The sequence below is a fragment of the Planctomyces sp. SH-PL14 genome (assembly GCF_001610835.1).
Taxonomy (GTDB): domain Bacteria; phylum Planctomycetota; class Planctomycetia; order Planctomycetales; family Planctomycetaceae; genus Planctomyces_A.
Map to the genome: position 1 here is coordinate 3918898 of NZ_CP011270.1, position 25538 is coordinate 3944435.

Genomic DNA, 25538 nt, shown 5'->3' on the forward strand with positions numbered 1-25538 from the left:
GGGACAGATCGGGGCGCGACGATCTCCGGTCCCGCACGCGTCAATCCGATAACGCTAGTAAGAATTGGCTCTCCAACCACTTCAGACCTCTCGTCAGCAACGTTGTAGGAACGGTGGTGTAGTGCCGATCCGACATCGACTTTGGCGCGTGGTCGAGGAAGACTGCCTCGATGCCATTGAACTCAGCGTTGTCTCGCAGAAGTGAGGCGCTGGTTTTCTTCAGGCTCTTGAAGTCCCCGGTTTGCCCGAGGGATTTCCGAAGGCGTTCGAAGGCGACGCGGATCGGATCCCGTCGAACGAGCTTGCCGTTCCTGAGTTCCTCGCCTCGAAGAGTCTTCCCATTCGAGGAAAGCAGCAAATGGTTCGGATCGTCAGATCGTAGCTTCTTCAAGAAGCTGAGCGTGATGCCCCACAGCTTGTACGTGACCGTGGGAACCCGCTCGAAGTGGATGGTCTTTCCTCGCTTGCGAGTCAGTGTTCCGGCGTCCCAATCGACGCTCTCAGGCTTCAGCGTGCTGATGTCAACCTGCGTCATTCCGCAATTCAGGGCCAGGAGGATGTAAAGCTTCAGGTCCTCGGGAGCCGCTGCGAACAGTTCGCGGATCTGTTCCACAGTGTAGGTTTTGATGACGGGCGGTTCCCGAGTGATCCGCAGAGCCCGGGACGTCAAGTTCTTCGGGAGCTGGGTAAGAACGTCTGTCTCGTGGAGCCAGCGAATGAACATCTTCGCCGTCTTGAAGATGTCCGCCGCATATGTCTTCGTGAAGCGTTTTCCTTCGCAGTCCTGCAGCAACGCCTGATGGAGATCATCGACATGCTTGCCCCCGACTGTCGAAGTATCAAGGCCTGGGCCGAGCTTTCTCTGCATGTACTGCAAGTGCCGGCGGATGTTGTCGGCAGCTGTGGGAGTGATCCCCGACTCACGCCGCTTGATGACGTATCTGTCGACGAATGCCTTCAAGGTGGACTCGGGAGGCGTCTCTTGCGCGGGCTGGACGCTGGCGGCGGCGAGGCGATCCTTCCAGATCACACTGCTGATGTACCTCTCGACAATTCGTTCCAGTTCCTCTTCGCGATCCTCGGCAACGCCCAGTTCGTCAACGAGATCGACTGCAGTTGAGCGCGCAACCTTGGCCACATCGGACTGGGCGAGCGGTGCCTGGATCTGACCAATCCGCAGCCCAAATCGACGAACTGGGTAATCTGTCCGCCTGCTGACTCCCGGTGGCTTCCGGCTGTTCATTCGCCGATGGAGGTCATCGATCTTTGCCGCAGCGACAATCGCTGCCGATTGGTCTTCCACCGTTCGTGCGGCAAGAAGAACTCGCTCCCACTCCGCGATGGCTCGTTCGTACTCCGCTCGATGTGGTTTTTCGAATGCCATGTGAGCGTCAATCAGTAGCTTCTGACGCTCAAAGTCCGCCAAGGCCTTGGAGTAGGCCTCCGCGTCAGACTTTCCATTCCCTCCATCGAAGTACAGGATCCGCCCCTTGTACATCTTCTTCCATCGCCCACGTCGTGCCGCTCCAGTCTGCCACGTCAGCTTGAATCTCTTTCGTGCCATCTCCCCGTGTTCCCCAGCGCGAATTGATACAAAACTCGGATACAATTCTTCGCAGGAAGTGCCAGCTTCTGTATCACTGACCTCAAGAATCCCTGACGATTTTTGCATTTCGCACGCCGTTGGCGTGCCCTGCTTCGGACGGCCCGCTGCCGGGGGCTGCGGATTTCTTTTTCGCCGATGCGGCCGCTGTTGGCCGTTCTTCGAGCGGGTGTGCCCATCGGAAGACGACATCGCACTGAACAGAACAGCCCGCTTTCAGAACTGGAATGTGACCGTTCCGCCCGGGCCGGTCAGGAATTCGAACTCATCGTCGCGCCAGCCCCGTGGGGGATGGGGCTTGAGGATGCTGCCGATGAAGGCCGAACGGGAGACCTTGAACCGGGCGTCGCCGGGACCGGAACGCCGGTTTCCTTCCGCCGTCGTCGAGAGCGTGACCTGGTAACGCGAATCGGTCGCCACGACGTAGACCTCGATGGCGTTCATCGGAAACGTATTCTTCACGCCGAAGGAACTCGACGGGAACGGGATCCGGATCTGGGCGGTGCCGGAACGCTTTCCCTGAACCAGCGCGCTCGGGAAGTCGAGCGACGTGCTGGGGAGCAGGATCCCATCGGGGCGGGAGATCCCATCCCTGTCCTTGTAGGAGTAGACCACGAACTGCAGTGGCTGCAGCGAGTCCCCCGCATCGACGACTTCGTAGTCGACCGCCAGCAGCTTGTCCCCGGAGTAGTTGCTGGGATTGGGAACCTCCCGCGGCTGCGAGAGCCGGATCCAGGGGTCGGAATAGCGTCGGCGGTACGGCAGGAGGAAGGTGGCCGGGCCCACGGTCTGGATGATCGTCTCCCCCTCATGGTCGCCGAACAGGTTCTCACGCGGGCCGCCGGGCGCGACGGGCCAGCGGCGGGGTGTCGCCCGGGGACGAACAACGGCCGGCTCGGGCTTTTCCGCGGGGGTTCCTTCGGCCCGGATCACGACGGGAGCGGGCGGGGGTGCGGAAACCGGACCCGGCTGCCGGAGCCACTGCACCAGTCCGCCGATGACCACAATCGCGACGACAATTCCCAGTCCGAGCCAGCTGTTCCCCCCCGACCGGGAGCCGGAGCGGGAACGGGTGGTGGAAGAGGAACTGCGGCGCTTCCGGGTCTCACGGCTCATGGGAACTCGCGACAGACGAGGCGGCTGGACGGGTGCGAGGGGACGGAAGGAAGGGTTGCTGTCGCGCGAGCATCCGGAACGACCGCGATCGAGTCGCCGCTCCATCGCGGAAGGGGGCACGGTCGTCGACGAGTCCCAACCGGTGGCTGAGGGCGGTATAGTGTAGCGGTTTCTTGTCGCCGGTTTTCTCTTAGCGCGAGTTTCATGTGTCCCGACTGAACACCCTGTGTTGCCTGCTGTTCCTCGCCGCCTGGGGATGCGAAAAGCCCGTCTCGCCCCCGCCCCCTCCTCCGCCGCCCCCCGAGCCGGTGGCGGCCGCTCCCGCCGCGCCGATGCCGCCGGCCGAGCCGGCCAAGGTGATTCCCGACATCCCGTGGCGGATGGTCGACAAGAACAAGGCGATGGCCGAGAACCCCAAGCTGACGGAGGCGGAGAACAAGATCGTCGTCGGCGATCCGGTGACCGTGGCCGGGAGCGCCTACTTCACCGCGATCTCGCAGTTCACGATCACCGCCCTCAAGCACGACATCGACCTCTGGAAGGTCCAGAACGACGACAAGAACCCGACGTTCGAGGTCTTCAACGGCATGCTCAAGATGCACAACGTGCCGCTGAAAGGCCTCAAGCCGTGGCAGACTTATGCCTACGACGAGAAGGATGGCACGATCACGATCTTGTCCGATCCGGATGTGAAGGCTGAGGCGTACAAGAAGGTGGGGCTGCCGGTGGAGTAAACGCCGGGAATCGCCCGCCTCATGAAGCTGTTCCGTCTGGAGCAGCCACATCACTTCCAAGGGGCGGACGATCCTGAGCAGCGTGACTCTCTTCCGCGAAGTGGCTCTCGCCCAGTGCGTCCGCCGCCTGTTGAAAGGGGTGCGTACAGGGGATGTCGTTTCTCCGCCTCCTTTGGTTTTCGAGAACGGTCGAGCCAGCTTTGGCGGCGAGCCGGCGGACTTTTACGCCGTTGGAAGCGACCTCGAGTTCTTCGTTCCCCAGGTGGTCTGCGAGATCCACCCGGAGTTCGGCCCGCGGCCCTTCGACGGTGTGTTCTGCTACGAGATGAGGAAGACGGCCCCGCTGCAGTTGTCCTACATCGGTTCGGTGATCTTCATCGACAGTCAGCGGCTCGCGGCTTTCCATACGGAACTGCGGGTCGCCCGGCATGCCGATCTCGTCGACTGGTGCCTCTGCCGCGTGGGCGAAGTCGACTCGCGCGGACACATGAAGGACTACGACTACCACTCCGGTCCCACGGCGAAGATTGCCCAGACCATTATCAATGCCGGACCACAGATGCGGTGGCGGTGGTCGGTCGAGTATGGCGAGCGGCAACCGTCGAGCGTGTCGGAGGAGTCGTAGCCGCGTCCTCAGAAGAACGGGAAGAGCGTCCTGGCGTTCGCTTCGGTGAGGGGTGAGCCGTACTCGCAGGGCTCGAAGGCCTCGACGTAGCGGATCGCTTTCCCGCGCTCGGAGCCGTAGGTCTTTACGAGCAGGTCACGGTACAGGTCCGCCATCGGGGCGATCCGTTTGCGGAACTCGCGGCCGAGGTAGGCCTTTCGCTCCGCCGGATCGGTCGGGAGCGGCTCGCTGAAGAAGCCGGTGTAGGGGAGCCACTCGTAGAACTGCGAGACGTGGCAGTCCATGGCGTCGACCATCTGGTCGAGGACCGGCTCGACGTCGACGACGACGAGGGGGGAGAACGGGTAGGGCCGCTGGAAGTGGTCCGCGAGGTAGGCGATGACCGGGTTGCGGCGGAGGGCTTTGACCTCAGGGACGATGGGCGGGACGGTCACCATGTAGGCGGCGTCGCAGACGAGCTGGGACGTGGCGCGGTGATCCGGGTGGTAGTCGTTGGGGCGGTGGGTGAGGATCAGGTCCGGGTCGTAGCCGCGGATGAGGGCGATCATTTCGAAGCGGGCTTCCACGGTGGGTTGGAGGTAGCCGTCGCGGAAGCGGAGGACGTCGTAGGAGATGCCGAAGACGTTGCCGGCGTTGGCGGCTTCCTGTCGGCGGCGGGTGGCGAGGGGTTCGCCGCTCATTTCGTGGTGGCCGGATTCGCCGTTGGTGACGCTGATCCAGCGGACGTCGTGGCCGAGTTTGCGATAGAGGGCGGTGACGCCGCCGGCTTTGAGGTCGCAGTCGTCGGGGTGGGCGCCGATGATGAGGATCTTGAGTCGCGAAGCAGGCATGTCTGGCGGGGATGATGTGGGGGGGAGCGAATGAAGCCGAGCGACCGGGTCCGATCCGCGGAGGGAAGCGAGCGCATTATTGGGGATGAAGAGAAGGAGTGAAAGCCGGGTCCAGGGGGTACCCCTGGTGGGGAGTGCAGAGGGGCAACGCCCCTTTGCCCGCCGGAGGCCCGTCTCGTAGGGGCCTCTCTGAAGGAGCACATGCCCAGGCGCAGACAACGTGTCGGATGCCAGGCCGAGCGGTGAGTCCTCAACGCCGGTACCACAAAGGGCTCGTCCGTTGCCTACCACGGTTCCTCACAGGAGTGCCTCCGGCGGCAAGGGGTTACCCCCCTTGACCCCGGCGGCCGTAGCACGTTGGGTTTGAGGTGGCACAGCCGTGCCGGCAGGCGCACGGTTTGATTTGACCCACCGACCGACCACAATCGCACGGACACCCCCATCCGCCCTCCCCGGCTGACACGGTTCATGGCTGAGAAACGCGACTTCGACGACTTCCTCGAAAAGTTCCACCGCCACCGCGAGGTCATGGTCGAGGAACTCGGCAAGGTCGTCGTCGGCCAGGAAGCGGTCGTCGAACAGATCTTCGCCGCCATCTTCACCGGCGGACACTGCCTCCTCGTCGGCGTCCCCGGACTCGCCAAAACCCTCGTCGTCAGCACGATCGCCAAGATCCTCGACGTCCAGTTTCGACGCATTCAGTTCACCCCCGATCTGATGCCCTCCGACATCACCGGGACGAACGTCCTCGAAGAGTCCGACACCGGCAAACGGGAATTCCGCTTCGTCAACGGCCCGGTCTTCACCAACATCCTCCTGGCCGACGAAATCAACCGGACCCCGCCCAAGACCCAGGCCGCACTCCTCCAGTCCATGCAGGAACGCGAAGTCACCGTCGGCGGCGTCACCTACGCCCTCCCGGAACCGTTCTTCGTCATCGCCACCCAGAACCCCATCGAGCAGGAAGGGACCTACCCCCTCCCGGAAGCCCAGCTCGACCGGTTCATGTTCAACATCAAGGTTGACTACCCCAAGCTCGAAGAAGAGGAACGCATCCTCGCCTCGACGACGAGCGGCGAGCGACCCGAAGTCCGCAAGGTCCTCTCATCCAAAGCGATCCTGTACCTGCAGAAGCAGATCAACCAGATCGAGGTCGGCCCGCTGACCATCAACTACATCGCCCGGCTGGTCCGCGCCACCCGCCCCGGCGACGGAACGGCTCCCGCCTTCGTGAAAGAACTGATCGACTGGGGAGCGGGCCCCCGAGCCGGACAATACCTCATCCACGGAGCCCGGGCCTTCGCCGCGATGGATGGCCGGGCCGCGGTGTCGTTCGAGGACGTCCGCCGCGTGGCGATCCCGGTCCTCCGGCACCGCATCGCCCCGAACTTCCAGGCCCAGGCCGAAGGGAACTCGAGCGACGACATCATCCGCCGCCTCCTCGAAGCGGTCCCCGAACCCTCCGTCCCGAAGTACGAACGCCGGTAGACCAAAAAAGAGTTAAACACCAAGACACCAAGGCGGCACCAAGGACACAAAGGGGTTTTATCCGCGTGATCAGGCCTTGGTGCTCTTTGTGACTTCTTGGTGCCTTGGTGTTTAACGAATGGCCCCCAACTGGAGAGGGGACCGGCGTAGAATGAGGCAGAGGTTGTCCTGACGCGCCCCGAGGGACCGCCATGAGCGACCCGTCGTCCGTTTCCACTCTCTCCCCGGCCGAGGCTCCCTGGGTGGAGGGGCTCACGATCGATCTGGTCCTGCGACGGACCGCCGCGGACCATCCGGATCACGATGCCGTGGTCTTTGTTCACTCGGGAGAACGATGGACGTGGCGGGCCTTCGAACGAGTGGTCGATGAGGCGGCGCGGGGGCTCGTTTCCCTGGGACTGCAGCGGGGCGACCACTTCGGCGTGTGGGCTTCGAACGTTCCCGAGTGGGTCATTCTCCAGTTCGCTGCGGCGCGGGCCGGGGTGGTGCTTGTCACGGTCAATCCCGCTTATCGGACGCGCGAGTTGGAGTTCGCACTGGCTCAGTCGGAGGTCCGGGGGCTGGCACTCATCGGCCGGTTCAAGACGTCGGACTTCGTGGCGATGCTCGATGAGATCGACCCGGCGCTGCGTGGTTCGCCCGCCGCGGGGATTCGGAGCGCGAAGCTGCCTCGGCTGTCGTGGCTGATCGGGCTCCGCGGGGCGGAGGTTCCCGGGTTGCTGCCGTGGCGGGAGCTTCTGGCGGCGGGACAAAGTGTCACGGATGAGCAGATGGCCGAGCGGGCGGACTCGCTCGCACCCGGCGATCCGATCAACCTGCAGTACACCTCCGGGACGACCGGGAACCCCAAGGGGGTCCTGCTCACACACCGCAACCTGCTCCTCAACGCCTTCTATGCCGGGGAGCGCCAGCGGCTGACGGCGGCGGACCGGATCTGCATTCCGGTTCCGCTGTATCACTGCTTCGGCTGTGTCCTGGGAACGCTTGTCGCCATGGTCCGCGGGGCGGCGATGATCTTTCCTTCGGAGAGTTTTCATACGCGGGAAACGCTCCATGCGGTCTCGGCCGAGCGGTGCACGGCGCTCTACGGCGTCCCGACGATGTTCATCGCGCAGCTGGAAAGTCCGGACTTCATCGTTGCGGACACGTCGTCGCTCCGGACCGGGATCATGGCCGGGAGTCCCTGCCCGATCGAGCTCATGAAGCGGGTCACGAGCGAGATGGGGATCCGGGAGATCACGATCGGCTATGGGCAGACTGAGGCCTCGCCGCTGATCACGATGACCCGCGCGGACGATCCGCTGGAGCTCCGCGTCAGTACGGTCGGGCGGACGCTGCCGGGAGTTGAGGTCCGGATCGTCGATCCCGCGACCGGTGACGAGGTGCCGGACGGGACGTCGGGTGAGCTCTGCTGCCGCGGGCACAACGTCATGACCGGTTACTACAACATGCCGGAGCAGACGGAGCAGGCGATCGATCCCGAGGGGTGGCTGCACACGGGCGACATGGCGCTGCGGCGGCCCGACGGGTACCTGCGGATCACGGGGCGGCTCAAGGACATGATTATCCGCGGGGGCGAGAACATTTCGCCGCGGGAGATCGAGGAGGTGCTGCATCAGCATCCCGGGATCGAGGACGCCTATGTCGTCGGCGTGCCGGATCACCGCTGGGGGGAGGAGGTGCTGGCTTGTATCCGGCTGCGGAGCGCCGTGAACGGTGCCGCGGCCACGACGGCGGAGGAGATCCGGCAGTTCTGCGGACAGCGGCTGGCGCACTTCAAGGTGCCGCATTACGTGCGGTTCGTGGATGGCTTTCCGACGACGGTTACGGGGAAGATCCAGAAGTTCCGGCTGCGGGAGGAGGCGATCCGCGAGCTGGGATTGGAGGAGGAGGCCGGCGAGGAAACGGCGTGAGGCCTCCTCAGGAATCTCCTATCCGTGTTCATCTGTTTTTATCTGTGGCTAATTCTTTCTGCCACAGATAAACACAGATTAAGGCAGTGCGTCTTCGCTGCGTCTTGAAGGCGCTGATGCAACTCAAGAAGTGGGCAGGTCCAACAGGCTTTTCGCGACCTCGCGGATCGCGGCGTAGTCGTTGTCGCGGCGTTCGCTGAGCAGTTCGCCCACACGCCGGGCCGAGTGCGACAGGAAGAGGAACGCGGCGCGGCGGCCGGACTCTCCCGCCGTGGAACCGTTTCCACTGTGCCCCAGCTCGTGGTCGAGACGGCTCAGGACACAGGCCTGCGCGAAAAGCTCCATCGCGGCGGCGGCGATCGGCTCCTGGGCAAGCTGCCGGTCGACGATCTCCTCCCGGTGATCCATCAGGGCCTTCTGCGCCGCGAGGCCGAACTGCCGGATGAGCCGGCTCAGCGTCCGGGCGTGCGGTACGAGGGCCGGAGCGTGGACCGCCACGTCGGGCGACTCCATCCGGCGGGCGAGCTCGTGCCAGGTGAAGCGGCTCAGGGTCCCCATCTCGCGGAGCGGGTGATGGAGGGCGTCCCACACCGACTTCAGCTCGACGCCCGGGGCCCGAAGACCGACGAGGGCGATGAACGATGTCAGGACTTCGTTGGCCCCCTCGCCGATCTGGTTGATCCGCGCGTCGCGGAGCATCCGTTCGAGCGGCCGGTCCGTGAAGTAGGCGGCCCCGCCGTGGATCTGGAAGGCGTCGTTGACGATCGTCCAGAGCCGCTCCGTGCTCCAGACCTTGAGCATCGCCGTTTCGAGCATGTACTCGATCGGCTCGCCGCCCGCGGCCCGGTCGATGAGGCCGGCCGTGACGGTCGTCATCGCCTCCATGGCATAGGTCCAGGCCGCCATCCGGGCCAGCTTCTCCTGAACGAGCTCGAACTCGCCGAGCTTCTGGCCGAACTGCTCGCGGGTCCGGGCATGCTCGACGGCCAGCCGCAGACAGGTCTTGGCCGCGCCGGTGCAGCAGGCTCCGAAGGTCGTCCGTCCGAAGTCGAGGACGGTCAGCGCAATCTTGAGCCCCTTCCCTTCGGGGCCGAGGATCTGGCTCCGGGGGACCCGCATGTTCTCGAAGGCAAGCTTCGCCGTCGCGGTCCCGCGGATGCCGACCTTGCTCATGCGGGGCTCGATCACGCGGAAGCCGGGCATGTCGGGAGTGACCAGGAACGCCGTCACCGGCTTCGACTTCCCTTTGCCCTGGCCGGGGGTCCGGGCCATCACCGTCAGGACGTCGGCGATCGCGCCGTTGGTGATGTACCGCTTGTCGCCGTTGAGCGTGAAGAACTCGCCCGACTCATCCGGAACCGCGGTCGTCTGCACATTGGCGGCATCGGAGCCCGCCTGAGTTTCGGTGAGGGCGAAGGCGGCGAGCTTCCGGCCGCTCACGAGATCCGGGAGCCACCGCCGCTGCTGGTCGGGGGTGCCGAACAGGAGGAGCGACCGCATTCCGATCGAGTGGTGCGCGTTGACGAGGATTGACGTGGCGCTACACCGGCCGCCGAGCTCTTCGAGGACGCGGCAGTAGGCCCGCTGCGTGAAGCCGCGGCCGCCGAGCGATTCCGGCGCGGTCATTCCCAGGACGCCGAGGCGGCCCAGGCCGTCGATGACGTCGCGGGGGATGTCGGCCTCGCGGTCGATGGCGGCCGGGTCGAGGTGGGCGTCGCAGAACGCTTTCAGTTCCGTGAGGGCCTGGCCGATCCGCGACTGCTCCTCGGCGGAGGAGCGCGGGTAGGGGAGGAACAGGTCCCCGGCGAAGCGGCCGTGAAACAGCTCCTGGGCGGCGCTCCGCCGCGGGGTCTCGGAGAAGAGGAGGTTTTCGGCCTCCCGCATCTGCTCCTCCCGCCGCTCCGCCTGCTGGGCGTCCTTGTCGCTCGTCGTGCCGCTCATGATGACCTCGTGGAGTGTCGCCTTCGGAGCCGCCAGCCTCATCGGAATTGTACGCCGCCGGCCGCTCAGGAGGTGGGTCCCGCAACCACCGGATCGGCCGCGGTTCCGACCAGCGGACCTTCCTCGAAGTCAGCCGCCCGTCGTTCCTGCTCCCGGAGGAGCCGCCGCCGGGTCTTGCCGGAGGTGGTCTTCGGGAGGGCTTCGATGAACTCCAGCTCGCGGGGACACTTGTAGGGCGCGATCCGGTTCCGGACGAACTCGCGGATCTCCGTGGCGAGCGGATCGTTCGCCTCGATCCCCGCCCTCAGGACGACAAACGCCTTCACGACCATGCCGCGGGTCGCGTCGGGGCATTCGACCGCGGCCGCTTCGAGGACCGCCGGGTGGCAGCAGAGGCAGCTTTCGACTTCGAACGGCGAGATCCGATAGCCGCTCGCCTTGATGACGTCGTCCGCGCGGCCGCGGAACCAGAAGTTCCCTTCGTCGTCGGTCCGGACCACGTCGCCGCTGACGTACCACTCGCCGCGGAAGATCTCCGCCGTCAGCTCGGGCTTCCGCCAGTACTCCTTCATCATCCCGGGGTGTGAGTCGCGACGGACGCAGAGGATCCCTTCCGCTCCGGGGGGGACCGGCTGGAGGTCTTCGTCGAGGAGCTCGATGACGGTCCCCGGACCGGGACGGCCGCAGCTCCCGGGGTGGACCGGGCGGTCGATCCGGTTAAAGCAGTAGACCATGCACTCGCTCATCCCGATCCCGTCGAGCGGCGTGACGCCGAAGGTCCGCCGGATGGCGTGGAACGTGTCGGCGGGAAGCGGCTCGCCGGCCGAGGCGGCGTGGCGCCAGCGGGAGAGGTCGAATTCCTCCGCGGCTTCGTCGGCCGCCGCGGCCATCATCATCCGGTAGACGGTCGGCGGGGCGGTGAAGTTCGTGATCCGGTAGCGGTCGAACAGGCCGAACCAGACCGCCGGGTCGAACCGCCGGGCCATGGCGTCGTAGAGGACGATCGTCACGCCGCTGCGGAGGGCGTAGAGGAACGTCGAGGCGACCGGCAGGAGCCAGCCGAGCTCCGACGGGCAGGCGACAATGTCCCGTTCGCGGTAGTCGTGCCAGTAGCGGATCAGCGAATCGTACGAGAGGGGATAGCGGTGGCGGTGGACCACCCCTTTGGGGTCCCCCGTCGTTCCGGAGGTGTAGGCGAGGAACGCGGGATCGCTCGAGTGCGTGTCGACCGGTTTCCATTCACCAGCCGAGTGTTGCGGCGCGAAGTCCTCGCGGCAGAGCTCGTGAAAGTTTTCGTAGGCGGGCACCCGGAGGTCGGTTTCGGGGTAGGGGATGACGATGACCCGTTTGAGGTCGGGGCAGCGGTCCGCGACCTCTTCGACCGCGGCGAGCAGGTCGGTCGTGACGATGGCGGCGAAGGCGCCCGAGTCCCGCAGCCGGTACTCGACCTCGGGGGCCCGGAACTGCGTGCTGGAAGGGATGAAGATCCCGCCCGCTTTCGCCACCGCGAGGGCCGCGACGTAGAACTCGGGGAGGTTAGGGAGCCGCAGGAAGACGCGGTCGCCGGGCTGCAGGCCGACGTGCTGGAGCGACCGGGCCAGGTTCGTGCTCAGGCGGTCGAGCTCTCCGTAGGTCACGGACCGCTTCGCTCCTTCGGCGTTCTCCCACAGCAGGGCGGGCTTGTCCCCCCGGCCGCCGCGGACGTTGCCCCCTGTCAGGGCTTCGCCGAGGTTGTACCGCTCGGGAATCGACTGCCAGGGATCCCATTCGGTCTCGTTCGCCGCGACTCCGCCGGTCGGATGCATGGCTCATTCCTCCAAGGAGTGTTCGTCCGGTTCGCTGGCCGGGCCACTGTCCATCGATGTCTCGAAGACCCAATCCCGCAGGGCATCAAACCCTTCGTTGCGGGACGCGCTGACTTGCAGGACCGGCACCTCCCGGTGTCCGGGCCGGTGTCGGGACAGGTTCACGGCCTCGTGGACCTCGGCGGCGAGGCGGTCGCTCCCCGGGAGGTCCGACTTCTGGATCACGACGAGGTCGGCGACTTCCAGCAGCCCCGCTTTCTCCCACTGGACCGAGTCCCCGGTCTCGGGCTGCAGGACGACGACGACCTTGTTGGCGAGCCGGCGGACCGCGACGTCCCCCTGGCCGATCCCGACCGTCTCGACGAGGGTCAGGTCGAAGCCCGCTTCGCCCAGTGCAGTCCGCATTTCGCCGAGTTCCGGCGTCACCCCCTGCGAGCCGCTCGGCACCGCGAGGCTGCGGACGAAGAGGTCGCGGTCGGGGAGGAGCTCTGCCATCCGGATCCGGTCCCCCAGCAGCGCTCCGCCGGTGATGGGACTCTCGGGATCGCACGCCAAGACCGCGACCCGCTTGCCGGCGGGGCGTCCCTTGAGAAGCCGGCAGAGGAGGGAGCTCTTTCCCGCTCCGGGGCTGCCGGTGATGGCGATGCACCGCGAGGGCTGTCCGTTCCCGTTTGTCGCCGAGGGCGCGTCGCCGGCCGCGATTGCGCTCAGCCGCCGCGACATCTCGACGCGGGCCCGTACCTCCGCGGGCGCTTCGTCGGTCGATAGGTCGGCGAGCGGGACCTGAGCCTTGAGGGCTTCGGCGATGGCGGTCACGGAGGTTCCGGGACCGAAGACGCCACGGACGCCGTGTTCTTCGAGCGCGGCCACGTCCCGTTCCGGAATGATCCCTCCGACGACGATCCCGACGTCGCCGCAGCCCCACTCCCGGAGCGCCGCCGCGACGCGGGGGACGATCGTCAGATGGGCTCCGTTGAGGAGGCTCAGGCCCAGCCAGTCGGCGTCTTCGTCGCAGACCGCCTGGGCGACCGCCTCTGGACGCTGCCAGAGGCCGCCGTAGATGACGTGGAAGCCGGCGTCGCGGAGGCCGCGGGCGACGACCCGGATCCCCCGGTCATGCCCGTCGAGGCCGACCTTGGCGAGGACGATCCGCGGCGGAACGCTCCGGCCGGTCGACGTGCGGGGAAGATGTTTCTCGAGAGGAACGGCTGTCGCGGGCGCCACGATCTTGCTCCTCGTCCGTTGTGGGAAGGGTCCGGGTGGCTCGCGTCACTCCCGATCGAGCGCGTACCGGGTGAACTCGTCGGCCAGTGCGTCCATGATCTCCCCGACCGTCGCGCGGGCCGCGGCCGCTTCGAGGAGCGCGGGGAAGACGTTTTCGCCCGGCGACCGCGCGGACCGGCGAACGCGGTCGAGGGCTCGCTCGACGTCCGCTCCGCTGCGGTCCCGCCTGATCCGTCGTAACGATTCGACCTGTTCGGACTCGACGGCAGGGTCGATCCGGAGAAGTTCGATCGGCGGCTCCTCGGGCTCTTCGAAGCGGTTCACTCCGACAATCACCCGCTCTCCGTGCTCGAAGAGCCGCTGCTCCGCGTAGGCCGCCTCGGCGATTTCGCGGCGGAAGAATCCGGAGTCGACCGCCGCCAGCATCCCGCCGCGGTCTTCGATCTGCCGGAAATACTGGCGGGCCTGGTCGTGCATCGCGTTCGTGAGCGATTCGACGAGGAAGCTTCCGCCGACGGGGTCGACCGATTCGGCGACGCCGGTCTCGTGCGCGAGGACCTGCTGGGTCCGGAGGGCGAGCGTGACGGCGTGTTCCGACGGGAGGGCGAGGGTCTCGTCCATGCTGTTCGTGTGGAGCGACTGGCAGCCTCCCAGGACCGCGGCGAGTGCCTGGTAGGCGACGCGGACCAGGTTGACCTCGGGCTGGCGGTCCTGGAGGGTGCAGCCGGCGGTCTGGGCGTGGAAGCGGAGTTTCCAGGAGGCGGGATCGCGGGCGCCGAACTCGTCGCGCATCATCTCGGCCCACAGTCGCCGGGCCGCGCGGTACTTGGCGATCTCTTCGAACAGGTTGTTGTGGGCGTTGAAGAAGAAGCTGAGGCGGGGGGCGAAGGTGTCGATCGCGCAGCCGCGGCGGAGGGTTTCCTCGACGTAATGCCGTCCGTCGGCGAGCGTGAAGGCGAGTTCCTGGAGGGCGGTCGAGCCCGCTTCGCGGATGTGGTAGCCGCTGATCGAGACGGTGTTCCACTGCGGGACCTGGGCGGTGCAGAACTCGATGAGGTCGACGACGAGGCGGACGCTCGGTTCCGGGGGGAAGACGATCTCGTTCTGGGCGTGGAACTCTTTGAGGATGTCGTTCTGGATGGTTCCGCGGAGCCGTGTCCAGTCGCAGCCGGACTCGCGGGCGGCGGCGAGGAAGAAGGCCATGAGGATGGCGGCGGGGGCGTTGATGGTCATGGAGACCGAGACCTCTTCGAGGGGGATGCCTTCGAAGAGGCGTTGCATGTCGTCGATGGTGTCGACGGCGACTCCGAGCTGGCCGACTTCGCCGCAGGAGCGGGGGTCGTCGCTGTCGAGGCCCATGAGGGTGGGGAGGTCGAAGGCGGTGCTGAGGCCGGTCTGTCCTTTGGAGAGGAGGAAGCGAAAGCGTTCGTTGGTTTGTCGGGGTGTTCCGAAGCCGGCGAACTGCCGCATGGTCCAGAGGCGGTCGCGGTACATGCCGGGGTGGATGCCGCGGGTGAAGGGGAATGTCCCGGGCTGGCCGATGGCTTCGGCGAAGGGGATGGCGAGTGTATCGGCCGGGGTGGAGAGGCCGGGTAGGGTCGTGGGGGGAAGCGTTGGGCCGGTTCGCCGGTTGTCGAGGGTCGCGGGTGTCATGGGGGACCTCCGCCGCTTCGGAGCGAGATGGCTGTTGCATTCAATCGAGAGTTGCCATCGCGCGAAGCGTCACCGGCATTTTACGCGGCGAGGGGGGTGGCGGGTGAGCATTTTCCGGCAGGAGCACCGGGTCCAGGGGGTACCCCTGGTGGGGAGTGCAGAGGGGCAACGCCCCTTTGCCCGCCGGAGGCCTGGCCGTCGGGAGATGTCTGAAGGAGTGAGTATCCAAACGCGGACACCGTGCCGTATGCCCCCTCACCAACCTGCGGGGACTCAGACCGCGCGTGGAGTTCTCAACGCCGGTGCCACAAATCGGACGTCCGTTGCATACCACGGTTCCTCATGGAAGCGCCTCCGGCGGCAAGGGGGTGAGACCCCCTTGACCCCGGCTGCCGTCGCACGTTGGGTTTGAGCGATCGCAGCCGCGCCGGCAAGGACGGTGTTCGTAACGCAACAAGGCCCGGGGTTGGCCCGGGCCTTGTCGTGATGGATGGTGATGGAGCGCAATCAGCGTGTATCGACTCGAACGGAGAACCGCCTTCCCTCATCGCGGCGGAAGTGCCGGACCCCCGCCCCCCTGCATGTAACGGATCAACTCCAGCTTCTGAGCCGCCGGAGCGGTCGCATTCGTCTCGATCGGATAGTTCGGCGTGACGTACAGCGGACCCAGCGCCTGCGGAGGAACCGTCTGCTGATAAACCGTCGGCACCGCTTCACTCACAAAGACCGGCTCGTTGTAAGAAGCCGCCCCGAACTGCCGCTGCTGATCCATCGGCACACCGCCCAGCGTACTACCGGCATTCAGACGCTTCTGAGCGTTGAGCTGCGACTGGATCTCCACCAGCTGCCGCTGGATCCGCTCGTTCTCCGCCTGCGAGTTCATGTTCCGGTAATAGCTGTCCGGCGGAACGACATTCTGCGGGAACTGGTTCGAACGGTTCAGATTCGCCTGCTGGGCATAACGGTGCCACCACTGCTGCGAATAAGGCATCGTCGACGGCATCCCCGCCGCCGCGGCCGTCTGCGACTGGCCGAACACGTGGTGGTAATTGTACGGACGGAAAGAGTGATAGCCGTGGTAGTACGGCATCTCCTGAATCCAGCCGTGCTTCCACTTCTCCTGGTCGTCGTACGGATAGAGCGGCTCGGTGCTGCCGATCGACGCCCCGCCGACATATTCGTTCGGAGCGCCACCACCGTAACCGTTCTGCGCCGCGTCGACGTATCCGTTCGGCATTCCACCGACGTATCCGTTGCCGCCCGGATAGACCTGGGCGCCGGCGTAGTTCTGAGCGGGAATCGGTGCTCCGGAGAAACCCTGGGCCGGGATCGGAGCGCCTGTGAAATCCTGAGCGAAGACCGCCGAGCCCGACAGGCAGGCCAGACAGATCGCGATCGTTGCCTTCTTGGCCATCCTGCGGTCTCCTTCGACGGGAGGTACAGATCAATGTACCTCACCGGGTTGGTCGGGGCCGGCCTCACCTGCCGCACCCCAGAAAGTCCTGCCTCTTGAATCGGCGGGCGACTTTGGTGAAGCAAATGAACTCGTGCGAGAATCCCGCAAAACCGACACGGCAGGTCCGGAATGTCGCATGGTGCGGGTTTTTCCGAGGAAGGCCGTACACAACGATCGGCCCGGCTGAATAGACTCTTCGGGAGGTGGGGCGACACGCAGCGATCGCCGGGCGGTGCGCCCAACGTCTGTCCGCCCCAGGAGTTCGATCTCAGGAGCCCGATGATGGTCCGGTCTGTTCGCCCCTTTGCCGCAGCCCTGCTGCTCACTTTCGCGGGGACCTCCGCCTGGGCTCAGCGTCCGCTGATCCTGACGACGCCCGCCCCCGGGATCCCCGTCGCCCCTGCCACGTTTGCCGGCCCCGAGCCGACGCCGGCCGGGCTCCCCGCCGCTCCGCAACCGGGCTTCGCCCCCATGCCGACCATCAGCCCCGCGCCGACGGTCAGCGAAGAGATTCCGATGCCGGCCGCCTCCTCTTCGGTGCCGGTTCCCATGGTCGCTCCGGCTCCGGTCCCCGCCGGAATGCCGACCCCGCAGGCCGCCTGCTGCGGCGCCACCGCCGCCGTCGCCGCCTGCTGCCCCGCTTCGCCGGCCCCCTGTGCCGCCGCAGCTCCTGTGGCAACCTGCGGATGCGCCGTCGGCGGGGCGGCCAGCTTTGCGGCCCTCGCCCCCACGGCCCTCTATCCCGGCGGCCCGAACTCGTCCTGCTGCGGCGGAGCGGCGGGCGGCGGATCCATGGGGCTGATCGACAACACCCGCTTCTACGGCGTCGGCAGCTACGGCCCGACGTCTTATGCCAGCCCGTACGGGATTCCCGGACAGGTCGTCTCCTTCCCGAACCTCTCGCCCAACGCTCTCTACGCAGGCGGCTACGCCAACGGTGGATACGGCGCGGCGGTCTCCGGGGCCTGGCCGACGCACTACGGAGACTTTGCCGGAGCGTCCGCCGCCGCCGGATTCCCGATGGGGATCGGCTACGGAGGGACGGCGGGCGAACACATCCGCAACCCCTATTACAGCGACCGCCGGCCGTGGTACTCCCCCGGTCCGGGAGCCCGGACGGTCTCGATCGTCTGGTAGGCCCGGCGCCGCGCGTCGACGAGCGGAGGTGGAAAAACTCGCCGTCGTCCGGACGGCCTGTAGCGGACGTGCATGATTTTGCGTCATGCCCCATTCCGCGTCTCGACATCACGATTCCCCAGAAGTGGCCGTGCACAAATCACTTGTGTCACGGCCACTTTTCTTTTGGGGCTTTGCGTCGTCTGCGGGAACCCTGCCGACTGTAACGCCGGAGACGGGTCGGGGATCACCCGTGGTCAACTTCGCACACAGCGGGGAGTGAAGACCCGAAAGCGGGGACTTGAGGGCCGACGATACGAACACACGACTGTGTGTCATGGAATGACGGGCAGTCGGGCATTTGCCACAAGAAATGCCGTACCCGCGGACCCGTTTCCGTCGCGTACGAGCTTGTTGCTTGTGCGGCGAGTTCGGGTCACGGATGACAGGAGGCGACAGGATGTCGGCCAGAAACTCAGGTGTCGGAACGGACGCGACTCCCCCAGCCTCGTCGGGATGTCGCACGCGACGTCACACTTGGCGGGTCTTTGTCGCGACGTTCATCACGGCCTTGCCGCTGACCGGCTTGGCCCAGCCGCTGCCGGATCCCGTTCTCGCTCCCGGCCAGCCGATGCCGACCCTCTCCCCCGCTCCGATCCAGGCGATCCCTGGTCCGGGGGGACAGATGGTCCCCATGTCGCCGGTGCCGACCCCCGCTCATCTTCCCGCGACAAACGGCGGACCGCTCACGCCGGTGCCGACGCCTTCGTCCGACCTGGGCCTCTCGAACGGCAATCAGTCGGTCCCGATCCGGCCGTTCGCTCCCGTCGGCCCGTTCGAGCCCCGGCCGCCGATGGACCGCCGCATCGCCGGCATGCCGACCAATACACAGAAGCTGGAAGTCATCCACCACCGCAGCCAGCTGGTCATCACCAAGGACGCCGTCGTCCGGATGGCCTGGTCCGATCCGACGATCATCGACATCGTCCAGTTCAGCGAGAAGGAGTTCTCGATCCTCGGCTCCCGGATGGGGACGACCGACCTCTGGCTGTGGTTCAAGGACCAGCCCGAGCCGCTGATGTACACCGTGACGGTCATCCGCGACCCGAGTCTCGAAGACCGGCGGCGGATCGACTACGGCCGCATCGAGCGGAAGCTGGCCCTGCTGTATCCCAACAGCAAGGTCTACCTGATCCCGCTCTCCTACAAGATCATTGTCCGCGGCCAGGCCAAGGACCCGCAGGAAGCGTCCAACATCATGAGCGTGGTCCGCGGTGAAGTCATCGCGGAAGAAGGCCGGATGGGGATGGGCTTCGCCGGGTTCTCCCAGGGCGACGTGGGGGCCGGCGGAGGATTCGGTGCCGGCGACCTCAACGGCGGAGCCCGGACCGGGGGAGACTTCTACTCCGGCTACATCGTCAACGAAATGCAGGTTCCGGGCGAATACACCGTCCAGGTCCGCGTCCGGATCGCGGAAGTCCGCCGCTCGATGCTCCGCCGCTGGGGCATGAACATCAACGTGTTCTTCAACGATGCCCGGCACGTCATCACGTCTGGCCTGGGCGCGGTCCCGATCCTCTCGGGCGTGTTCGAGAACGGCGAGATCTCGGTCCTGGTCGACGCCCTCAACCAGAACGGCTCGGCCCGCGTCCTGGAAGACGCCACGGTCGTGACGATGAGCGGCGAGGCGGCCGCGTTCCTCTCCGGGGGTGAGTTCGCGGTTCCGACCACGATCCTCGGCGGTGGAGCGGTCGGAGCGGCGACGACCAGCTTCCGCGGCTTCGGGACCTCGGTCATCGCGACGCCGACCGTCATCGACGACGACCTGATCCGGATGCAGATCATCCCCGAACTGAGCTCGATCAACAGCGGCAACTCGGTCAACGGAATCTTCGGCCTGAACGTCCGCCGCGTGCAGACACGCGTCGAGCTCCGCGAAGGGCAGTCGATCGTCATCGGCGGCTTGTTCAGCCGGGCCGAACGGGGTGAGAACAACCACATCCCGCTCCTGGGAGAAATCCCGGCGGTCGGTTCGCTGCTCTTCAACCAGAAGCGGGTCACGGAAGACGAGGTCGAGCTCCTCATCATCGTGACGCCGGAGATCGTCCGGCCGATGGACGCCGACCAGGTCCCGCCGCTCCCCGGCTTCTACATCACCCATCCGGACGACATCGACTTCTGCTACTTCAACCGCATCGAAGGGCAGCCCGACCTGTCGAACTACCAGCTCCTGCCGTTCGGCAACGGCAACGGCGTGGGACAGAACGTGGGTTACAACTTCTATCAGCCGAATCCGCAGAACGGTGCCCTGTCGCCGCCGGCTCCGGGGAACATGAATCCCGCCGGCACTCCGAGCGGCTACCCGGCCCAGGGCGGCTACCCCGCTCAGGGCGGATATCCGGCCCAGGGTGGTTATCCCGCTCCGAACGGCTATCCCGCGGCAGGCGGCTACCCGGCACCCGGCGGCTATGCCCCGCCCCCCGCGCCGGCCGCCTACGGCCCGATGGTTCCCGAGTACGGACCGACTCCGGCTTACCCGCAGCCGACTCCGGCCTCGCCGATCTCGAGCAACGCCGCCCGGTCCGCGAACACGGCGGTCCAGCCCGGTCACTCCGCGTACCGGCAGCCGACGGTCCAGCAGGCGTCCGGAACCTACCGGCCGACGGTCCGGTAGTCCGACGCGGGGCCGCCACGGCGGTCCGAATAAGAACAGTCCAAACGAGAACGTCCCGCACGCCGTCCCCCGACACGATCCACTGCGAATCGCGAGCCCGGCTCCTGATCCGCCTGTCCTGATTCGAGGCCATTGATGTCCATGACCTGGAAAACCGCCACGCTCGGAGCGCTGGTCGTCACCGCGGTTGGGGTCCCCGGCTGTCATCATCACCGGGCCTGGAAGTCCCCGGGCTCGTGCAACAGCTGCCAGACGAGCGGTGCGCAATGCGAGCCGTGCGGGAACAGCTGCGAACCGTGCGGAAACGGCTGCAAGCCGGGCTGCAACGACGGTTGCAAGACGGGCTGCTGTCACGGCGGGTGCATCGACAACTTCTTCCTGCACATCAGCGCCAAGCTGCATCACCGCCGGTCGGGCGCGATTCCCGACACGCTCCCGCTGGGGAGCACGGTCCGGTCGCACTACCAGGTGATGGAGACCAACGCGGAAGCGGCGGACTTCATCTTCCACCAGCACGACTTCATCGGGGAGACGGCTGAGCTGACGTCCGACGGCAAGGACAAGCTGATGGAGATTCACGCCCGGATGAACGCCCAGCCGTTCCCCGTGCTGGTCGAGCGGACGACGAACAATGCCGATCCGGAACTCGACGCGCTCCGCCGCAATCTCGTCGCCCAGATCCTGACCGACTTCGGCCACATGGACGCGCAGCACCGGACCGTCGTGGCGACGCCGTACAGCAAGGGTTACATCACGCCGGAGGCGGAGAACACCTACCGCCGCTATCTGAACGGGTCCAACGGGTTCAACAACAACAACTTCGGCAACAACACCGGCGGCGGTGGATTCGGAGGAGGGGGAGGATTCGGGGGAGGATTCTGATCTCCCGGATCGCGGTCTCCTGGCCGCAGCCTCTTCGCCATTGCACAGGGCTCTCCTAAAGAGGGCCGTCGCACAAGGGCGGATTCACGAAGGACCGAGTCACTCCGGCCTTCGTGATCCGCCCTTACGTGTTTCCGGGCCGCGGTTCGTCCTGGACGAGCCGCTTGCCGAGGCTGAGGACCGGGTCCTGCTGAAAGCCGATGCGGGCGTAGAAGGCGAGGGCCTCCTCATTGTCGGACCGGACCTGGAGGTTGATCTTGGGGCAGCCGAGGGCCCGGAGCCGCCGTTCGGCCTCGTCCATGAGGGCCCGGGCGATGCCGGACTTCTGCCGCTCGGGGAGGACGCCGAGGTAGTTGATCCAGCCGCGGTGTCCTTCGTAGCCGGCCATGACGGTGCCGACGATCGTTCCTTCGTCCTCGGCGACGAGGAACAGGTCCGGCTGCACCTGCTTCTTGCGGGCGATGTCGCGGGACGGATCGTTCCACGGGCGGGTGAGGCCGCAGGCCCGCCAGACGTCGATGACCTGGGCTTCGTCCGCGTCTTGAAACTCCCGCACCCGCATGATGTTCCTTCTGCTGAAAGCGCGCCTCGCGGCGCGGCGACCCGTTCCGGCCTCAAACCGGCACTGTAACGCCCGCGCGAGGCTTTGCTGCGGCAAGCCGGTTGTGCCGATCGGCCGCGGATCGTCTCTGGACTTGCGAATGCCGTTGCGGTTCGCGTTTGATTGCGGGTCGGGACCATTTTCTCAGCCGGAGATGTCGATGCCGAACATTCAGTGGATCGAGGAGAAGGACGCCGAAGGGGCTGCGGCCGCGGGGTATGCGGCTTACTTCCGCAAGCGGACGGACCGGACGACGGTGGCGCCGATCATCAAGTGTTTCAGTCACCGGCCGGACTTCATGCAGCAGGTGATGGAGTTCAGCTGGGGGCTGCATTTCTGTGACGGGCATCTCACCGAGAAGGTGAAGGAGATGATTGCGACCGTGGTCTCGGGGCAGAACCGGTGTCCGTATTGCATGCACTCGCACGCCTATTTCCTGAACGAGCATGGCGCCCCGGATGAGGCGGTGGCTTGCCTGGGGCGGGGGGAGATTGATGCCGCGCCGATTACAGACGCGGAGAAGGTGCTGATGCGGTATGTGAAGAAGCTGACGAACGAGTCGTACCGGTCGACGCCGGCGGATGCTCAGGGTTTGCGGGACGCAGGCTGGGCGGAGCCGCAGATTGCGGAGGCGGTGTATATCGCGGCGCTGTTTGCGTTCTTCAATCGTGTGGCGAATGCGTTTGGGTTGGCGGATCCGCAGTATTACCAGATGGAGAATCGAACCGATCCGTTGGCGGGGTTCTTGAAGCCGGTCGGCGCCGAGTGACCGCGCCCTTGCCGGCACAGCGATGCCACCTCAAACCCAACGTGCGACGGCAGCCTGGGGTCAAGGGGCCAAGAAACAACACAGGCCCCCTTGCCGCCGGAGGCACTTCTATGAGGAACCGTGGGACGCAACGGATGTCCCCTTTGTGTCACCGGCGTGGAGGACTCACCGCTCGCTTTGTAATCCTCGCGGGTTGATGTGGGGGCATACGGCACGGTGTCCGCGCTTGGACACGCACTCCTTCAGACATCTCTCGACGGCGAGGCCTCCGGCGGGCAAAGGGGCCTTGCCCCTCTGCACTCCCCACCAGGGTGCCCCTGGACCCGGTATGGGGTGCGGCGCTTCGCATCGACGGGAATTGATGCCTCTCTTAGACTGAACGGAACCTCCTGGAGCGAGCGCTATGCCTCCTTTGTCACGCCGCGACTTCTTCCACTGGGCCACCTCCGGACTCGGCGGAGCCGCACTCGCCTCCCTCCTCAACACACCCTCCCTCCAAGCCGCCGGCTCGCCCCCCGAAGCCCGAGATCCCTGGCCACACCACCCAGGCAAAGCCCGCCGCGCCATCCACATCTGCCTCTGCGGCGGACTCAGCCAGGTCGACTCCTTCGACTACAAACCGACCCTCGAGACCTACCACGGCAAAAAGTTCGGCGGCATCGAGTCCGCCGACGTCTTCTTCGGACAGATCGGCCTCCTCCGCCAGAGCGACTGGGCCTTCCGACAACGCGGCGAAGCCGGACTCTGGGTCTCCGAACTCTTCCCCCACCTCGGCGACGTCGCCGACGAACTGACCATCATCCACTCGATGTTCGCCGAGACATCGAACCACACCCCCGCCACCTTCCAGGAAAACACCGGCTTCCGACTCAACGGCTTTCCCACCGCCGGAGCCTGGCTCTCCTACGGTATGGGGGCCGAGACCGAAGACCTCCCCGCCTATGTCGTCATCCCCGACAACCGCGGCATCCCGGCCGGAGGATCGATCAACTGGAGCAACGGCTTCCTCCCCGCCCGGCATCAGGGAGTCATCCTCCGCAGCCAGGGGAAGGCGGTCGAAGACCTGTTCCCCGCCCGCGACATCCCCAAAGAGACCGAAGCCGCCTCCCGCGATCTGCTGGCGGCCATGAACCGCGACCACCTCGACCGCCACGACGGAGACGACGCCCTCGCCGCCCGCATGCGGAGCTACGAACTGGCCGCGCGGATGCAGCTCGCCGTCCCCGAAGTGACCGACCTCGACGGCGAAACCGCCGCGACGCACGCGCTCTACGGCCTCGACCGGGACGAAACGCGCGACTTCGGACGGACCTGCCTCCTGACGCGGCGGCTGCTGGAGAAAGGGGTCCGGTTCGTCCAGATGTACTCCGGCGGCGCGTTCGGCTCGCCGCGGATCAACTGGGACGGACACGAGGACATGAAGCAGAACCACGGCCAGGAGGCGCTACGGATCGACCGGCCGATCGCGGGACTCCTCCGCGACCTCCGTCAGCGGGGAATGCTCGAAGACACGCTCGTCCTGTTCACGAGCGAGTTCGGACGGACCCCCTTCACGCAGTCCGCCTCAGACGTCCTGGGCAAAGGCCGCGACCACAACCAGTACGGGTTCACGACCTGGATGGCGGGCGCGGGACTCAAGCACGGAATCGCGTACGGCGCCACCGACGAGATCGGCTGGAAGGCGGTCGAAAACCAGGTCCACTGGCACGACTTCCACGCGACGGTGCTGCACCTGCTGGGACTCGACCACACGCGGCTGACGTTCTACCACAACGGAATCGAACGGCGGCTGACGAACGTGCACGGGGAAGTCGTTCACGGACTGCTGGCGTGACATGACATCAGGCCAAATTCCAAAGGAGCGTCTACTTAGAACTTCGTCAGCAACGCTCCACCAGTTACGAACGAACCGGCTTCTTCAATGTGATGCGGTTCGATCTGCTCACGATCCTCTAGGTCCGCAATGGTTCGGGCGACTTTGGCGAGCCGGTCCATCGAGCGTGTCGACAGGCTCGTACTCTCGATGAACCGCTTGTAGCTGGACAATCCATCCGACGTCAGGTCGCAGTACTCCAAGACATGACCGCCGGGGATCGCTGCGTTACACGGAATCGATGTTCCATTGAAACGCTGATGCTGACGTTGCCGGGCCTTCTCGGTCTGCGCGCGCATGCGAGCAGAAACACCTTCTTCCGTCGGAGCGAAGCGCTCATCAACGCTGAGTCGATCCATGTCCACTTTCAGATCGATTCGATCAAGGATGGGGCCACTTAGCTTCTTCTGATACTTGTCAACCTCACCCTTTCGACAAGTGCACTGTGGGGTGCCGAAATAACCGCATGGGCACGGGTTCATCGCGGCGACAAGCGAGAATCGACATGGGTAGCTGACCGTGGCGTTGACTCTTGAGATAGTCACTTCACCGGACTCCAGAGGCTGGCGAAGTGCCTCCAGCGTTGAGCCGCTGAATTCCGCTAACTCATCAAGAAAGAGCACTCCCAAATGAGCCAACGTGATTTCGCCCGGTCTCGCAACACCGCTGCCCCCTCCGACGAGAGACTGCTTCGAAGCGGAGTGATGTACTGTCCGCATAGGACGACGAGTCACGGCCAGGCCGTCTCGCGACAGGGCGTCGCAGGCGGAGTAGATCTTGGTGAGAAGAACCTTTTCGTCATCCTTGAGCCGCGGCAAGATGCCGGCAATAGCACCTGCGATCAGCGACTTGCCCTCACCTGGAGGACCAATCATGAGGAGATTGTGCCCTCCCGATGCGGCGATCATCGCCGCACGTTTAGCACGGGCCTGTCCGCGGACCTTACCGAAATCCACGGCTCGATCGATTGCATTCTCGAACTCAATTGGCTTCGAGAGAGCATTCTCCAGCCCCTTCCGTCCTCCAAAAAACTCCACCACCTCTTCCAGCAAAGAAACGGGAAACACGCCGCAACCTTCGTGTCCCGGCTTGGCGAGAATCAGAGCGCATTCTTTCTCATTCCCCGTAGGCACAATTAGCTTCTGACCGGGTTTCGCCTCGTAGGCAAGGGACAGCGCGCCAGGCACACGTCGCACCTCGCCATGGAGGCCCAGTTCCCCCATCAAGAGGTAGTC

Annotated in this window: 19 protein-coding genes; 9 read left to right on the plus strand and 10 right to left on the minus strand. The window is 65.7% G+C overall.

All coding sequences use genetic code 11. From position 1 onward, the window contains the following. Positions 1-40 precede the first annotated feature (40 nt). Together VT03_RS15190 and VT03_RS15195 are read right to left on the minus strand one after the other, a co-directional pair. Positions 41-1564, minus strand: coding sequence for a hypothetical protein (locus VT03_RS15190; protein WP_156514522.1), 1524 nt, complete (start codon positions 1562-1564; stop codon positions 41-43). A gap of 255 nt (positions 1565-1819) precedes the next feature. Further along, positions 1820-2719 carry a hypothetical protein gene (locus VT03_RS15195; RefSeq protein WP_075093758.1) on the minus strand — a complete coding sequence of 300 codons (900 nt, stop codon included), beginning with the start codon at positions 2717-2719 and terminating at the stop codon, positions 1820-1822. Positions 2720-2925: 206 nt separating this feature from the next. On the opposite strand from VT03_RS15195, the gene VT03_RS15200 reads away from it, so the two are divergent. Continuing rightward, positions 2926-3453 (plus strand): hypothetical protein, encoded by a 528-nt coding sequence (locus tag VT03_RS15200; protein ID WP_075093759.1) that lies wholly within the window; start codon positions 2926-2928, stop codon positions 3451-3453. Between the two features lie 82 nt (positions 3454-3535). Then, a complete protein-coding gene (locus VT03_RS15205; protein WP_156514523.1) occupies positions 3536-4078 on the plus strand; it encodes a hypothetical protein in 543 nt (180 codons plus the stop codon). Positions 4079-4086: 8 nt separating this feature from the next. On the opposite strand, the gene VT03_RS15210 is transcribed toward VT03_RS15205, so the two are convergent. Then, positions 4087-4908 (minus strand): PIG-L deacetylase family protein, encoded by an 822-nt coding sequence (locus VT03_RS15210; RefSeq protein WP_075093761.1) that lies wholly within the window; start codon positions 4906-4908, stop codon positions 4087-4089. 468 nt (positions 4909-5376) lie between these two features. On the opposite strand from VT03_RS15210, the gene VT03_RS15215 reads away from it, so the two are divergent. After that, entirely contained in the window at positions 5377-6396 is a 1020-nt protein-coding gene (locus VT03_RS15215; protein WP_197489344.1) for an AAA family ATPase, read from the plus strand. Between the two features lie 191 nt (positions 6397-6587). Next, positions 6588-8309 (plus strand): AMP-binding protein, encoded by a 1722-nt coding sequence (locus VT03_RS15220; RefSeq protein WP_075093762.1) that lies wholly within the window; start codon positions 6588-6590, stop codon positions 8307-8309. Positions 8310-8432: 123 nt separating this feature from the next. On the opposite strand, the gene VT03_RS15225 is transcribed toward VT03_RS15220, so the two are convergent. The 5 genes from VT03_RS15225 to VT03_RS15245 all read right to left on the minus strand — a co-directional run bounded on the left by VT03_RS15225 (position 8433) and on the right by VT03_RS15245 (position 16346). After that, positions 8433-10250 carry an acyl-CoA dehydrogenase family protein gene (locus tag VT03_RS15225; RefSeq protein WP_075097137.1) on the minus strand — a complete coding sequence of 606 codons (1818 nt, stop codon included), beginning with the start codon at positions 10248-10250 and terminating at the stop codon, positions 8433-8435. A 65-nt stretch (positions 10251-10315) separates the two neighbouring features. Then, entirely contained in the window at positions 10316-12055 is a 1740-nt protein-coding gene (locus VT03_RS15230; protein WP_075093763.1) for an acyl-CoA synthetase, read from the minus strand. Positions 12056-12058: 3 nt separating this feature from the next. Then, positions 12059-13279, minus strand: coding sequence for a cobalamin-dependent protein (locus VT03_RS15235; protein WP_075093764.1), 1221 nt, complete (start codon positions 13277-13279; stop codon positions 12059-12061). Between the two features lie 45 nt (positions 13280-13324). Then, positions 13325-14932 carry a methylmalonyl-CoA mutase gene (locus tag VT03_RS15240; protein WP_082846237.1) on the minus strand — a complete coding sequence of 536 codons (1608 nt, stop codon included), beginning with the start codon at positions 14930-14932 and terminating at the stop codon, positions 13325-13327. 544 nt (positions 14933-15476) lie between these two features. After that, positions 15477-16346: a hypothetical protein gene (locus tag VT03_RS15245; RefSeq protein WP_075093765.1), complete on the minus strand. Its 870-nt coding sequence runs from the start codon at positions 16344-16346 to the stop codon at positions 15477-15479. A 324-nt stretch (positions 16347-16670) separates the two neighbouring features. On the opposite strand from VT03_RS15245, the gene VT03_RS15250 reads away from it, so the two are divergent. From VT03_RS15250 to VT03_RS15260, 3 genes are all read left to right on the plus strand, one after another. Continuing rightward, positions 16671-17525 carry a hypothetical protein gene (locus tag VT03_RS15250; RefSeq protein WP_197489345.1) on the plus strand — a complete coding sequence of 285 codons (855 nt, stop codon included), beginning with the start codon at positions 16671-16673 and terminating at the stop codon, positions 17523-17525. Between the two features lie 439 nt (positions 17526-17964). Then, positions 17965-20178: a type II and III secretion system protein family protein gene (locus VT03_RS15255; protein WP_197489346.1), complete on the plus strand. Its 2214-nt coding sequence runs from the start codon at positions 17965-17967 to the stop codon at positions 20176-20178. Positions 20179-20313: 135 nt separating this feature from the next. Next, positions 20314-21060 carry a hypothetical protein gene (locus tag VT03_RS15260; RefSeq protein WP_075093768.1) on the plus strand — a complete coding sequence of 249 codons (747 nt, stop codon included), beginning with the start codon at positions 20314-20316 and terminating at the stop codon, positions 21058-21060. A gap of 124 nt (positions 21061-21184) precedes the next feature. Here the strand turns inward: VT03_RS15260 and VT03_RS15265 are convergent, their stop codons facing one another. Further along, a complete protein-coding gene (locus VT03_RS15265) occupies positions 21185-21622 on the minus strand; it encodes a GNAT family acetyltransferase (RefSeq protein ID WP_075093769.1) in 438 nt (145 codons plus the stop codon). A gap of 199 nt (positions 21623-21821) precedes the next feature. Here VT03_RS15265 and VT03_RS15270 point away from each other — a divergent pair, with 199 nt between their 5' ends. Together VT03_RS15270 and VT03_RS15275 are read left to right on the plus strand one after the other, a co-directional pair. Continuing rightward, positions 21822-22430 (plus strand): carboxymuconolactone decarboxylase family protein, encoded by a 609-nt coding sequence (locus tag VT03_RS15270; protein WP_075093770.1) that lies wholly within the window; start codon positions 21822-21824, stop codon positions 22428-22430. A gap of 403 nt (positions 22431-22833) precedes the next feature. Continuing rightward, complete coding sequence (locus tag VT03_RS15275; protein WP_197489347.1) at positions 22834-24264, plus strand: DUF1501 domain-containing protein; 1431 nt, start codon at positions 22834-22836, stop codon at positions 24262-24264. Between the two features lie 35 nt (positions 24265-24299). On the opposite strand, the gene VT03_RS15280 is transcribed toward VT03_RS15275, so the two are convergent. After that, positions 24300-25526, minus strand: a complete 1227-nt coding sequence (locus VT03_RS15280) for a YifB family Mg chelatase-like AAA ATPase (RefSeq protein WP_082846240.1) — start codon at positions 25524-25526, stop codon at positions 24300-24302. Positions 25527-25538: the final 12 nt, after the last annotated feature.